12 protein-coding genes and 2 pseudogenes are annotated in these 13,239 nt (G+C 60.1%); 6 read left to right on the plus strand and 8 right to left on the minus strand.

Annotated elements, in window-relative coordinates:
• Nucleotides 1–39 precede the first annotated feature (39 nt).
• From ACHMXK_RS00135 to ACHMXK_RS00145, 3 genes are read left to right on the plus strand one after another with little or no spacing between them, the layout of a single operon-like run.
• The gene (locus ACHMXK_RS00135; RefSeq protein WP_397436577.1) at nt 40–579 is read left to right on the plus strand and encodes a hypothetical protein; all 540 of its coding nucleotides are present in this window, start codon (nt 40–42) and stop codon (nt 577–579) included.
• The gene (locus tag ACHMXK_RS00140) at nt 580–807 is read left to right on the plus strand and encodes a Com family DNA-binding transcriptional regulator (protein WP_397436579.1); all 228 of its coding nucleotides are present in this window, start codon (nt 580–582) and stop codon (nt 805–807) included.
• A complete protein-coding gene (locus tag ACHMXK_RS00145; protein WP_397436581.1) occupies nt 773–1,600 on the plus strand; it encodes a DNA adenine methylase in 828 nt (275 codons plus the stop codon). Before ACHMXK_RS00140 ends, ACHMXK_RS00145 begins: the two co-directional genes overlap by 35 nt.
• Nucleotides 1,601–2,041: 441 nt before the next feature.
• Here ACHMXK_RS00145 and ACHMXK_RS00150 read toward each other — a convergent pair.
• A pseudogene (locus ACHMXK_RS00150) lies at nt 2,042–3,428 on the minus strand (aminopeptidase P N-terminal domain-containing protein).
• Nucleotides 3,429–3,447: 19 nt separating this feature from the next.
• A complete protein-coding gene (gene murU, locus ACHMXK_RS00155) occupies nt 3,448–4,140 on the minus strand; it encodes an N-acetylmuramate alpha-1-phosphate uridylyltransferase MurU (protein ID WP_397436583.1) in 693 nt (230 codons plus the stop codon).
• 210 nt (nt 4,141–4,350) lie between these two features.
• On the opposite strand from murU, the gene tkt reads away from it, so the two are divergent.
• Together tkt and gap are read left to right on the plus strand one after the other, a co-directional pair.
• The gene (tkt, locus tag ACHMXK_RS00160) at nt 4,351–6,453 is read left to right on the plus strand and encodes a transketolase (RefSeq protein ID WP_397436585.1); all 2,103 of its coding nucleotides are present in this window, start codon (nt 4,351–4,353) and stop codon (nt 6,451–6,453) included.
• A gap of 53 nt (nt 6,454–6,506) precedes the next feature.
• The gene (gap, locus tag ACHMXK_RS00165) at nt 6,507–7,505 is read left to right on the plus strand and encodes a type I glyceraldehyde-3-phosphate dehydrogenase (RefSeq protein ID WP_397436587.1); all 999 of its coding nucleotides are present in this window, start codon (nt 6,507–6,509) and stop codon (nt 7,503–7,505) included.
• Between the two features lie 122 nt (nt 7,506–7,627).
• On the opposite strand, the gene ACHMXK_RS00170 is transcribed toward gap, so the two are convergent.
• The 4 genes from ACHMXK_RS00170 to ACHMXK_RS00185 are packed head-to-tail and all read right to left on the minus strand — an operon-like array spanning nt 7,628 to nt 10,998.
• Nucleotides 7,628–8,614: a Bug family tripartite tricarboxylate transporter substrate binding protein gene (locus tag ACHMXK_RS00170; protein ID WP_397436589.1), complete on the minus strand. Its 987-nt coding sequence runs from the start codon at nt 8,612–8,614 to the stop codon at nt 7,628–7,630.
• Between the two features lies 1 nt (nt 8,615).
• Nucleotides 8,616–9,278 (minus strand): RraA family protein, encoded by a 663-nt coding sequence (locus ACHMXK_RS00175; RefSeq protein ID WP_397436591.1) that lies wholly within the window; start codon nt 9,276–9,278, stop codon nt 8,616–8,618.
• Nucleotides 9,279–9,300: 22 nt separating this feature from the next.
• Nucleotides 9,301–10,281, minus strand: coding sequence for a Bug family tripartite tricarboxylate transporter substrate binding protein (locus ACHMXK_RS00180; protein ID WP_397436593.1), 981 nt, complete (start codon nt 10,279–10,281; stop codon nt 9,301–9,303).
• Nucleotides 10,282–10,311: 30 nt separating this feature from the next.
• The gene (locus ACHMXK_RS00185) at nt 10,312–10,998 is read right to left on the minus strand and encodes an RraA family protein (protein WP_397436595.1); all 687 of its coding nucleotides are present in this window, start codon (nt 10,996–10,998) and stop codon (nt 10,312–10,314) included.
• Nucleotides 10,999–11,086: 88 nt separating this feature from the next.
• On the opposite strand from ACHMXK_RS00185, the gene ACHMXK_RS00190 reads away from it, so the two are divergent.
• A complete protein-coding gene (locus ACHMXK_RS00190; protein WP_397436597.1) occupies nt 11,087–11,986 on the plus strand; it encodes a LysR family transcriptional regulator in 900 nt (299 codons plus the stop codon).
• Between the two features lie 6 nt (nt 11,987–11,992).
• Here ACHMXK_RS00190 and ACHMXK_RS00195 read toward each other — a convergent pair.
• Both ACHMXK_RS00195 and ACHMXK_RS00200 read right to left on the minus strand, forming a co-directional pair.
• Nucleotides 11,993–12,136, minus strand: a pseudogene (locus ACHMXK_RS00195) (LysR family transcriptional regulator); the annotation flags it as partial.
• Nucleotides 12,137–12,212: 76 nt separating this feature from the next.
• Complete coding sequence (locus ACHMXK_RS00200; RefSeq protein WP_397436599.1) at nt 12,213–13,190, minus strand: Bug family tripartite tricarboxylate transporter substrate binding protein; 978 nt, start codon at nt 13,188–13,190, stop codon at nt 12,213–12,215.
• Nucleotides 13,191–13,239: the final 49 nt, after the last annotated feature.

Here is a 13,239-nt window from a genome sequence, read left to right on the forward strand (position 1 = left end):
CGCCGTTTTCGGTTACGCCGTATCAAATGGAGATTCCTGATGAAAAAAGCATTTATTGACGCGTCCGGCGTTTTGACCGCGTGGGGCTATGTTGACAGCAACGGTACTGACTTGCCCGTTGATGTTCCTGATGATTTTTTGCTTGAGCCCGGTCGGTGGCAATTGGTCGAGGGCGAGTGGGCAGAATTGATATCTTTGGTGGACGCTGCCAAGGCGGCCGCACAAGCCGCCATCGACAGCCACTATCAGGCACTGTTCGACCAAGCCGTGCCCAACAGCGCCCTGAAGGCTGAATACGATGCGGCTTACATGGTGGCCAAGCGCTGGCTGGAAAACCAGGCTGAGCCAGCGCCCGAGCGCGTCAAAGCCCTGGCCGAGAGCTACGGCGTGACCAATGAGCAGGCCGCAAATGTCGTGGTTCAAAAATGGACCGAGGCGCAGGCCGTCGCCTTTGACCTGCGCGGCGCCGCCAGACTGCGGGCCAAGCTGGCCATCCGCCAGGCTGTGGACGCCGAAGGCGTAGCAGCCGCCGAGCTGGCTGGTCGCGCTGCAATGGAGGCGGTGGTTTACACGGTCTAAATGCCTGAAAAGCTAGAAGAAATACGGTGCGGCAGCTGCCAGCGCAAGCTGGGCGAAGGCCGCTACACCAGCCTAAACATCAAGTGCCCCCGCTGTGGGGCCTTGAACATCTTGAGAGCCAGTGCCGCTGATCCCAGCAGCCAGAGCGCCCCACCAGCACGCCGTCGAGCGTCGTCCAAGAATGGAAACGACAATGACGCGCAAAACCGGGGCCGTAGCGCCCCTTAACAACCCGAACGGGGCAGACGCCCCAGCCATGCCACTGGTGCCTTGGGTGGGTGGCAAGCGCCGCCTGGCGCCCCACATCCTGCCCTTGTTCCCCGACCACAGCTGCTACGTTGAGCCCTTCGCCGGGGCGGCCGCGCTCTTTTTCATCAAGGAGCCGGTCAAGGTAGAGGTGCTGAACGATGTGAATGGCGACCTGGTCACCCTGTACAGGGTCGTCCAGCATCATCTGGAAGAGTTCGTCAGGCACTTCAAGTGGGCGCTGGCCAGCCGCCAGATTTACCAATGGCTGCAGGAAACCCCGCCTGAGACCCTGACGGACATCCAGCGGGCGGCGCGCTTCTTCTACCTCCAAAAACTCGGTTTCGGCGGCAAGGTCGATGGCCAGAGCTTTGGGACCGCCACGACCAGTGGCGCCCGCTTGAACCTTTTAAGGCTGGAAGAGCAGCTCAGCGCCGTCCACCTGCGCCTGCACCAGGTGTTTATTGAGAACTTGAGCTGGGCAGACTGCTTTAAGCGTTACGACCGGCCGCACAGCCTGTTCTACCTGGATCCGCCGTACTGGGGCACCCAGGGTTACGGCGTCGAGTTCGGGCTGGAGCATTACGACCAGATGGCCGCCCTCATGGGCACCATGAAGGGCAAGGCAGTGGTCAGCGTCAACGACATCCCGGAAATGCGCCAGGCCTTCAAAGGGCACACCATGAAGCGGATCACGGTCAACTACACGGTAGGGGCGTCAGGGAAGGGGCGGGATGCCAAGGGCGAGCTGGTGATCAGCAACTTCAAACCCTGACAGTCATACTGTGGGCTTCGATTGAAAGGGACGCCATGGCTGCTTTGGATCATCTTCATGACGAATGCCTGCGCCAGCTGAATGAGGCTGGTGCAGGTCAGCCGGTGCTGAACGGCTGGGAGGCTGGCTGGAATTGGGCTGTTGGCCATCCAGGCCAACCGCTGCCCTGTCCGGTTTGTTTCATGGCTGGCAACGAGGGGCGGCTTGTGCCTCTTACTAGCCCGGTCGGAACTGGCTTGGCCAGGTGCAAGCACTGCAAGACTGAATTCAGCTTCACCGAATAGCGCCGGAGCCATGAACGCTCTTCAAAGCCGTTTTAATGCTGGTTCACAATTGCGGCGTTTTGTTGCTTAAATGCTGGATCAAACCAAACGCTTCTCTAGCTCAAACCAAACGGCGCGCTACTGCGCCGGCTTCGCGTCGCTCCGCCTCAGCCCAACATCAGCCCCGCATCAAGGCCTCAATTTCATCGGCTTTCACCGGCACGCCGCGTGTCAGCAGCTCACAGCCTTTGGCCGTGACCAGCGCATCGTCTTCAATCCTGATGCCGATGTTCCAGAACTCCTTGGGCACGCCTTTGGCGGGCCGCACGTAAATGCCGGGCTCCACCGTGGTCACCATGCCGGGTCGCAGGATCCGTGAGGGTTTGCGCATCACGGTCTGGCCCAGCGCGTCTTTTTTCTTCGCGTGCTTTGCTACCGGGTTCGGTGTAGTCGCCGCAGTCGTGCACGTCCATGCCCATCCAGTGGCCGGTGCGGTGCATGTAGAACTGGCGATAGGCGCCCGAGGCCAACACGTCATCGACGTTGCCGTGTTTGTTTCTGGCCAGCAGGCCTGTGTCCAGCATGCCTTGGACCAACACACGGGTGGCGGCGTTGTGCGGGTCCATGAAACGTTTGCCAGGCTTGGTGACGGCGATGGCGGCTTCCTGCGCGGCCAGCACGATGTCGTACAAGGTGCGTTGCGCCGGTGTGAATTGGCCGCTGGCCGGGAAGGTGCGGGTGATGTCGCTGGCGTAACCGTCGAGCTCGCAGCCGGCGTCGATCAGGCAGAGATCGCCGTCTTTCAGTTCGGTGTTGCCGGCGCGGTAATGCAAGACACAGGCATTGGTGCCGGCGGCGACGATGCTGGTGTAGGCCGGAAACTGCGAGCCGTGGCGGCGAAACTCGTGCAGCAGCTCGGCCTCCAGGTGGTATTCACGCAGGCCGCCTTTCACGGGGGCTCGCAGCATGGCGGCCGAGGTCTGCATGGCGCGCACATGGGCACCGGCGGAAATTTTTCCAGCGCGGCGCAGGATGGCGATTTCGTGGTTGTCCTTGAACAGCCGCATCTCGTCGAGCAGCTTGCACAAATCGTGCTGGCTTTGCGGGCACTCGGCGCCCAAACGCACGCGCGCGCGCACCTGGTTCAGCCAGCCATCGACCTGCGTCTCCAGGCCCTTGTGCGTGGCAAACGGAAACCACACGGCATTCTGGTTGGCCAGCAGGGCCGGCATTTTTTCATCAAGCGTCTCCACGCTGAAGGCCGCATCCACACCCAGTGCTGCCGGCGCGGCTTTGGGGCCTAAGCGGAAGCCGTCCCAGATTTCGCGTTCCAGGTCTTTGGGGCGGCAAAACAAGGTGCTGCGACCATTGGCTTCAATCACCAGCCAGCCTTGCGGTTCGTCGAAACCGGTGAGGTAATAAAAATAGCTGTCGTGGCGGTAGGGGAAGTCGCTGTCGCGGTTGCGGGCCAGCTCGGGCGCGGTGGGCAGCAGGGCCACACCGCCGCCGGCGGCTTTGAGGGCACGTGCCACGGCGGCACGGCGTTTTTCGTAAATCGTGGTCATGGGTTGAAGCGCCTGGTTGTCAACGGTGGGTGTTCAGTTCGGCCAGACGTTCGGGCGTGCCCACGTCGGTCCATGGCCCTGAATATAGCGCCGCCGTGACCTCGCCGTTTTGCATGGCCTGGCGCAGCAGCGGTGCCAGCGCCGCTTTCTGGCCGGGTGGGGTGTGTTTAAAAAGTGCAGGCCGATACAGGCCCAGGGTGCTGTAGGTGAATTGTTCTTTGGCCTGGGACCGCGCCAGCCCTTGGTCGCTGATGCCAAAGTCACCACGCGGGTTGTGCGGCGGATTCGGCACCAGGTAGATATGCGCAAGTGCGCTGGAGGCCGCAAAACGCTGCGCATCGGCGGCCGGAAATTCAAAGCCCGGCATGAACACATCGCCGGCCACCAGCCAGAAGGGCGCGTCCTGCAGCAGTGGCAAGGCGGTGGCAATGCCGCCTGCGGTTTCCAGCGCGCCGCCATAACGCGCGCCTTCGTGCGAATAACGAATGCACAAGCCAAACGTACTGCCGTCGCCCAGCGTGGCCGGAAACTGTTCTTCCAGCCAGGCGGTGTTGATCACCACGTCGGTGACGCCGGCACGCGCCAGACTTTCCAGGTGCCAGACGATCAGCGGCTTGCCCTGCACGGGCAACAGCGGTTTGGGGTGTTGGTCGGTCAGCGGTCGCATGCGTTCGCCGCGACCGGCGGCCAGAATCAGGGCTTGGGTGCTCATATTGGTTTTGATTATCACCTTTTTACAAGCTAGATTGGCCTCTAACCCTTATGTCACGGGCGCAAGCAGCTATTGAATTGCTAGCGACTGGGGTGTTGGTCGTTAGTCATATCGCCGACCTGCGCGCTGCGCCAAGTCGCCGCAGCGGCACTGCCGGCGGGCACATCCCGTAAAATCCGGGTTTTCCCGCGTGCGCCCGCCATCTCCACCATGGCCTGCCGGACAAGGGATTTGCCTCATTACCCACCTGGACTTCAAGCAATGGCTGACAACACTTCATCCCTCATGGCCAACTCCATCCGTGCTCTGGCCATGGATGCCGTGCAACAGGCCAATTCCGGCCACCCCGGCGCGCCCATGGGCATGGCCGACATCGCGGTCGCGCTCTGGGGCCAGCACCTCAAGCACAGCCCGCAGAACCCGAACTGGTTTGACCGCGACCGTTTTGTGCTGTCCAACGGCCATGGCTCCATGCTGATTTATGCGCTGCTGCATCTGACCGGTTACGCCTTGTCGATGCAGGAGCTGAAAAACTTCCGCCAGTTGCACAGCCAGACCCCGGGCCACCCCGAGTTCGGTTACACCGCCGGCGTCGAAACCACCACTGGACCGCTGGGCCAGGGCCTGAGCAACGCGGTCGGCATGGCGCTGGCCGAGAAGCTGATGGCCAAAGAGTTCAACCGTGACGAGCACAAGGTGGTGGATCACCACACCTATGTCTTCATGGGTGACGGCTGCCTGATGGAAGGCATCAGCCACGAAGCCAGCGCGCTGGCCGGCGCCTGGAAGCTCAACAAGCTGATCGCGCTGTACGACGACAACGGCATCTCCATCGACGGCCAGGTCGCGCCCTGGTTTGTCGACAACACGCCGCTGCGTTTTGCCGCCTACGGCTGGAACGTGATCGGCCCTATCGACGGCCACGACGTGGACGCGGTGTCACGTGCGATTGCCGACGCCAAAAACAGCGCCGACAAACCGACGCTGATTGTTTGCAAGACCCACATCGGCCAAGGCTCGCCGAACCGCGCCAACACCGCCAAGGCCCACGGCGAGCCCTTGGGCGCCGAAGAAATCAAACTCACGCGTGAAGCGCTGGGCTGGCCTTACGCGCCTTTCGAAATCCCGCAAGAAAGCTACGAGGCCTGGGACGCCAAGGCCCAGGGCCTGGCACTGGAAACCGATTGGGATGCCAAGTTCGCCGCCTACCAACTGGCCTACCCCGAACTGGCCGCCGAGTTTGTGCGCCGCATGAAAGGCGAGCTGCCCAAGGCGTTTGCGCAGATCGCCGTGGACACCGTGGTGGGCGCCCACACCAAGTACGAAACCGTGGCTTCGCGCAAGGCCTCGCAACTGGCGCTGGAAGCCTTCACCGCCGGCCTGCCGGAAATGCTGGGCGGCTCGGCCGATTTGACCGGCTCCAACCTGACCAACACCAAATCCACCCCCAGCCTGCGTTTTGACCTGGCCGGTGAGGTGGTGCAAACCGAGACGGCGGACGGCAGCAAAATCGGCGGCCGCCACATCAACTACGGCGTGCGCGAATTCGGCATGGCCGCCATCATGAACGGCATTGCGCTGCATGGCGGCTACATCCCTTACGGCGGCACCTTCCTGACCTTCAGCGACTACAGCCGCAACGCCATCCGTATGGCCGCGCTGATGAAGTTGCGTGTGGTACATGTGTTCACCCACGACTCCATCGGCCTCGGTGAAGACGGCCCGACCCACCAGTCGATTGAACATGCGGCCAGCCTGCGCCTGATCCCCAACCTCGACGTCTGGCGTCCGGGCGATACCGCCGAAACCGCCGTGGCCTGGGCCGTGGCCCTGCAAAACAAAAACAAGCCGACAGCTTTGTTGCTGAGCCGCCAGAACCTGCCTTACGCGCCGAAAAACGACCTCGGCGAAATCAGCAAAGGTGCTTATGTGCTGGCCGAACCGGCCGAAGTGGGCCTGAACAAAAAAGCCCAGGCCGTGATCATTGCGACCGGCTCCGAAGTGCAACTCGCGCTGAAGGCGCAAGAGCTGCTGGCCACCACCTACAAAATCGCCGTGCGTGTGGTTTCCATGCCCAGCACCACGACTTTTGACAAACAAAAAACCGCCTACAAAACCGAAGTCTTGCCCGAAGGCCTGCCACGTATCGCGGTGGAGATGGGTGTCACCGACGGCTGGTGGAAATACGGCTGCGCGGCCGTGGTTGGCATCGACACCTATGGCGAGTCGGCACCTGCACCGGTGCTGTTCAAACATTTCGGCTTCACGCCGGAAAACGTGGCCGACACCGTGCGCAAGGTGTTGAAGAAATAATTCCGCATTCAGCGTGAACCGGGTTTTGTATTAACTTTTCTGGAGAGACAAGCATGACGATCAAGGTAGGCATCAATGGTTTCGGTCGCATCGGCCGCAATGTGTTCCGCTCGGCGGTGCAGAGCTTTGGCGATATTGAAATCGTCGGCATCAACGATTTGCTCGAGCCCGACTACCTGGCCTACATGCTGCAGTACGACTCGGTGCACGGCCGCTTCAAGGGCGAGGTCTCGGTTGACGGCAACACCTTGATCGTCAACGGCAAAAAAATCCGCCTGACACAAGAGCGCGACCCGGCCAACCTGAAGTGGAACGAAGTCGGCGCCGATGTGGTGATCGAATCCACCGGCCTGTTCCTGGACAAGGCCTCGGGTGAAAAACATCTGGCCGCCGGCGCGAAAAAAGTGATTTTCTCGGCACCCTCCAAAGACGACACCCCGATGTTTGTGTTTGGCGTGAATGACAAGACCTACGCGGGTCAGGCCATCATCTCCAATGCGTCCTGCACCACCAACTGTCTGGCCCCTGTGGCCAAGGTGTTGAACGACAAGTGGGGTATCAAGCGCGGCCTGATGACCACCGTGCATGCGGCCACCGCCACGCAAAAAACCGTGGACGGCCCGAGCAACAAAGACTGGCGCGGCGGCCGCGGTATTCTGGAAAACATCATTCCTTCGAGCACGGGCGCGGCCAAGGCTGTCGGTGTGGTGATCCCAGAGCTGAACAAAAAGCTGACCGGCATGTCTTTCCGCGTGCCGACCTCCGACGTGTCGGTGGTGGACCTGACCTGTGAGCTGAACAAGGAAGCCACACTGAAAGAAATCTGCGCCGAAATGAAAGCGCAAAGCGAAGGCGCGCTCAAAGGCGTGCTGGGTTACACCGAAGACAAGGTGGTGGCCACCGACTTCCGCGGCGATACCCGCACCTCGATTTTTGATGCGGATGCGTCCATCGCACTGGACAGCACCTTCGTCAAGATCGTCGCCTGGTACGACAACGAATGGGGTTACTCCAACAAGTGCCTGGAGATGGTACGCGTGGTCGCGAAGTAATCCGGCCGCACACATCCAACAAAAAACGCGCCTGAGGGCGCGTTTTTTGTTGGCGATGAGCTGGTTTTTCAGGGCCTTTTTTCCGGCAATGCACGCCGAAAAAACATGGCCCAATCCAAGACTCATTCCTTCGGAGCGCCTGAGTCTTTGACGATAGTCTCGTAGCGCTTGATTTCCGAAATGGAAAACTTGGTGAATTCTTCCGCGCTTCCGCCGGCTATCTCGGCGCCTATTTCATGGAACCTGGTTCGAATTTCCGGTTTTTGCAGCAACAGGTTGAATTCTTTGTTGAGCCGGCTGGTCACCTCTGCGGGCGCGCCGGCCGGCAGCATGATGCCGTACCAGGCCGATGCCACCATGGGTACACCCGCTTCCTTGAAGGTGGGAACCGTCGGCAGGGCCTGAAGCCGCTTGTCGGAGGCCACGGCAAGCGGCCTCAACAGCCCGCCCTTGATGCTGCCCAGGGAGCCGGTGTCGATCATCATGTCGATATGTCCTGCCATCAGGTCTTGCGCCGCCGGGCCGCTCCCCTTGTAAGGTACATGCCGGATGTCGATGCCGGAGACGGTCTTGAACTGCGCGCCGGCCAGATGCTGCGAACTCCCTATGCCCGCCGACCCGTAGGTGTACTGACCGGGGGCGCCGCGGCCAGCCTCCAGAATGTCTTTCAGGCTTTTCCACGGTGATTTGGCCGGAACCACCATCACATTCGGTATGGCGCAGAGAAGGACAACGGCGGTAAAGTCCTTGACCGGGTCAAAGCCTTGCTTCGCGAACAGATGAGGCCCGGCCGCGTTGGTCGAGCTGGTGGCGAGCAAGAGGGTATAGCCGTCCGGCTTCTCCTTCACAAAGGCCTGTGTGCCGATGTTGCCGCCCGCGCCCGCCTTGTTGTCCACCACGACGGCCACCCCCATCGATTGCGCCAGGCCCTGGGCGAGCAGGCGTCCGACCTGGTCTGTGGCGCCACCGGGCGCCCAGGGAACAATGATCTTGATGGGTTTGTCTGGGTAAGCAGCAAGGGCCCATGACGAGGGCAGGAAACCGAGTGTCAGCACCAAAGCACAGCGGCGCAGCTTGCCGAAAGGCTTGTTTTTCAGGCTTGTCGTCATTTCAGGCTTTCTTTTGCTGGAGGAGTACATCGACCCATGGGGCGGAATAACTACCGTTGAGAATCGACTGGATCGTTGCCTGCTCCTGCGCGACCTTGTCGCCGGCTTTTTTGGCAACCGTCAAAGCCTCCTGGGGGGTGACGGCCACCAGCCCATCCGAGTCGCCAACGATGATGTCACCCGGGTTGACCAGCATGCCGCCTATGCTGATGGGCCGGTTGATAGTTCCGGGGCCATCCTTGTAGGGGCCGCGAAGATTGATACCCCGCGCCCAGCAGGGAAATTGCTGTTGCTCAAAGGCTTCCACATCCCGGATCGCGCCATCCACCACAAAGCCGGTGGCGCCGCGCCAGCGGGCCACGCTCATCATGATTTCTCCTACCAGGGCGCGTGAAACATCGCCTTCGCCGTCAATCACCAGCACGTCGCCGGGTTGCAGCAGTTCCAGAGCCTTGTGGATCAACAGGTTGTCACCCGCGCGCACGCTGACGGTGAAGGCGTTGCCGCACACCGTGACGGGCGAGCGGTTCACAGGGTGCAGCCCGGTGGTACCCACCAGACGACCCATCACATCACCGATCACGGATGAGGGCATGCCGCGCAGTGCCTCAATCCCGGGCCCGAAAGCATTGCGTCTCGCTTCAATCACGATTCCATTTGACATGTTGATTCCTCTTTTTGTGCATTCAATCCACGGTCGCGCCAGAGCGCTTCACCAGGGACTCCCAATAGGGAAGCTCTTTGACAATGAACTGCGAGAACTGCTCTGTGGTTCCCGCCACATCGCTGGAGCCCATCTTGTTGAGGCTGGCCGCAACTTCCGCGCTCTTGAGCACTTTGTTCAGGTCCTGGTTCAGCCGCTTGACGAGGTGGGCAGGTGTTTTGGCAGGGACAAAAATGCCGTACCAGTTTTCAATCACGAAGCTGGGGTAACCCAGTTCTTTCATCGTGGGAACATCAGGCATGCTTTTAGAGCGAACAGCCCCCGTGGTCGCCAAAGCGCGGATGCGACCGGAGTTGAGTTGGGAAGCAATGGCGGTGGTCGTCTCGAAGGCCATCGGCACCTGGCCGGACAACACATCTGCCAGCGCAGGGCCCTGGCCCCGGTACGGGATGTGCGTGATATCCAGCTGCTTCTCCAGCTTCAACAGTTCACCCATCAGGTGTTGTGGGCTGCCGCTGCCGCCGGAGGCGTAGCTGTACTTTCCGGGGCTGGCCTTGATCAGCTCAAACAGCTGGTTCACGCTGGTCGCGGGCACCGCTGTGTTGACGTAGAGAACCAGGGGCACCGAGGCGACCTCGCCCACGGGCACAAGATTCTTGACGGGATCGACACGCAACTTGTAGAGGTTGCGGTTGATCACGATGCCGGTGTTGTTGCCCAGAAGCAGGGTGCAGCCGTCACCGGTGGCATTGGCAACAAATTCAGTGCCGATGTTGCTGCTGGCGCCGCCCTTGTTGTCCACAATCACGGTGGTGCCCAACTCTTTGGCCAGGCCTGGCGCCAGCAGGCGCGACAGGATGTCGGTTGTGCCGCCGGGCGGGTAGGGCGAGACGACTTTCACCGTGGCGCAGGGGTACGCCGTTTGGGCGGCGACGCCCAGCCCGGTGAGGGCCAGGCCCAAGCCTGTCGCCAGGGCCAATACGGTTTTCTTCAAGGGTTTCATGTTGTTTGTTGCCTGCGTTGCTGATTTGATTTATTGAGCCAGCCCGCTTGCGCAAGCGCGTTGGAGCGTGTGGTAGCCAAACTTTTTGCGGGCTTCGGACAAGGCCATGCCGCCGAGTGCGGCCTTCAATATTTGTTCTTCGGTTTCGCGGGTCTGCAATGCCTTAGCAAGGACTTCATGCATCCTCAGCCTGGGCACCACCACGATGCCGTCTGCATCGCCGATGACCAGATCGCCAGGCAGCACACGCACATCACCCAGCGTCACCGGCTGTTCGTAAGCCTCCACCTGGACACGGTCCTTGCCTGTGCGCATGAACTTGCCGCTGGCGTACAAAGGGTAGCCCGCTTCGTCGGCTTCGGACGTGTCCCGGCAGACGCCATGGATCACGGTGCCGCCTATGCCCTTGTGGGCGGCGAGCCGGCTGAGAATGCCGCCCCAGACCGTGCAGTCCAGGCGGCCGCCATTGTCCAGAACCACCACCGTGCCTGGCACCAGGGTGTCGATGAAATCGCCCACGGTGCCGGGCTCGAACCGGTCAATCGGCGCGAAGCGGATCGTGAAAGCAAAACCAAACAGCTTTTGCGGGCCGGCCACCGGCTTGATGCCCAGAGCGCTGCCCGGCAAGCCAAAGTAGTCCAGCGCATCGGACACTTCGGCTGTGGACAGTGACCTGGCCTGGTTGAACCAGTCCAGTTTTTCGAAATCGTCTTGCATGCTTGCGCTCTTGAATGAAGGAGGCGCTATTCTTTAGTAAAGTTAGATTGAATTCAATGGCTGAATTTTGATTAGAAATTCAATATTTATGAACTTACGGCAACTCAAATACTTTTGTGAAGTGGTGGAGTCCGGCAACGCAAACACGGCGGCCCACAAGCTGTTTGTCGCGCCCACGGCGATCAGCATGCAAATGAGCCAGCTCGAGGATTTGCTGGGCGGCAAGCTGTTTGATCGCTCCTCCAGGCCGATGGCACTGACGCCGCTGGGCCGTTTTGTTTATCCCAAAGCCAAGGAGCTGCTGGCGGATGCCGGCCGGCTCGTCGAGGAAGCCAAGGGCATCGCGTCTGGAAACCTGGGATGGCTGAGCATCGGTTTTACGCGATCAACGATTTTTTCGGTGGTGCCCGACGCCGTGAGGGAGATGAAATCTGCCTTCCCCAAAGTGCAGATCGATCTGGTCGAAATCCTGACCGAACACCAGGCGGAAAACATTCGAAAAGGAGTCATCCACATCGGTGTTTCGCGAACCATTGGTGAATTCGAGGCCGAGCCCGACTTGGCGTACACCCCTCTGTTCAAGGAGGCGTTGATTGCGGCCATTCCCCTGCATCACCCGCTTGCCGCGCGAAAGTTTCTCAAAGCCACGGATCTGGAGGAATTGCCCTTCATCAGCTACCCGAAAGATTCGCAGAGCAATTTTGCAAAGTTGTCGCTGAGGTTGCTGGAAGCGGCGGGCGCCAAACCGCGCATCGGCTATGAAGCCAAGGAAATTCATACGGCCTTGGGTCTGGTGGCAGCCGGACTGGGTGCGACACTGGTTGGAAAAACGGTGGCGGTGAACAACCGGACAGATGTTTGCTTTTTGCCGATCCGCGGCGCCAGGATGACGGCCAAGGTGTTTGCCGTTCACAAGCGGGACGAGCACAGCCGGTTGACCGATGCATTTCTGAAAATCATCCAGGCGCAATCTGCGCGGCGGCTCTAGCTGTTGTCATTGCAGCCGCGCCGCGATGAAATCCAGAAACGCCGAGATGCGCGATGACAGCGCCGTGTTGCGGTAGTACACCGCGTTCACGGGCTGGCGCAGCTCCACGGTGTGGCGCATCAGCACTTGCACCAGGCTGCCGTTGGCGCGGTAAAACCAAATGGCCTCCTCGAAAGTTGGGGCGCTTCAATACCTTTGCTGCGCCCCAGGGTCTTTTGCGCCGGTTCTATTCAACCACGATGTGCGCACTTCTCACGACCTCACCCCACTTTTTGATTTCCGAATCGAGAAATGCAGAAAACTCTGCAGGCGTACCGCCCACGGGCTCGACGCCCATCGCAATCAAGCGCTCCCGAAAGGCGGGTTGAACAAGCAATTTGTTCACGGCCTCGTTCAGGCGATCAACAATTGCCTTTGGAGTGCCTTTCGGCGCCATCAGACATAGCCAGGTATATGACTCCAAACCGGGAAAGCCGGCTTCAGCCATGGTTGGCACATCTGGCAGAGTTGGTGAGCGTCGCGGCGACATGACCGCAAGTGCGGTGACTTTCTTGTTGCTCACAAATTGTGAGATCCCAGGCACCAGTTGGAACATGGCTTGAATATTGCCGCTCAGCAAGTCAGTGGTCGCTGGCCCCGCGGAGTTGTAGGGAATATGGGTCATGGACGTCGAAGTCTTTTGCCGAAACAGCTCGCCGGCCGTATGCATTGAGCTACCGTTTCCAGTGGAGCCAAATGACACCTTGTCCGGATTTTTCTTCAAATAGTCAACGAGTTCCTTGACGTTTTTTGCAGGAAGCGACGGATTGACAACCAGGATATTGGCAACGCTACCAACGACAACCACCGGTTCAAAATCTGCCTTTGTGCTGAATCCGGGATCCTTGTACATGGCGGGATTGGTCGCCAGGGTGCCGGCACCGGTGAAAAGGAAAGTCTGCCCGTTCGGCGCCGAACGCTTGACAAAAACTGCCCCCAGGTTGCCATTTGCTCCGGGCTTGTTGGCGACTACAAAGCTTGCTCCTAGCTGTTTACCAAGCTCCTCGGAGACGATTCGAGCGAGCGGGTCTGTAGTCCCCCCTCCTGCACCAAAAGGGACAACAACTTGAACGGGTCCATTGGGCCAAGGCGCCGTCTGAGCGTGCGCCGGCAGTGCCGAAAACCCGAATGCGGAAACGATAGCCAATAGTAATCGACGATACATCATGAGTCCTTTAGTTGAGGGGGAAAACACGCATCACTCGTGTTTCTGA

The organism is Polaromonas sp. UC242_47 (assembly GCF_044452385.1).
Lineage (GTDB): Bacteria > Pseudomonadota > Gammaproteobacteria > Burkholderiales > Burkholderiaceae_C > Polaromonas.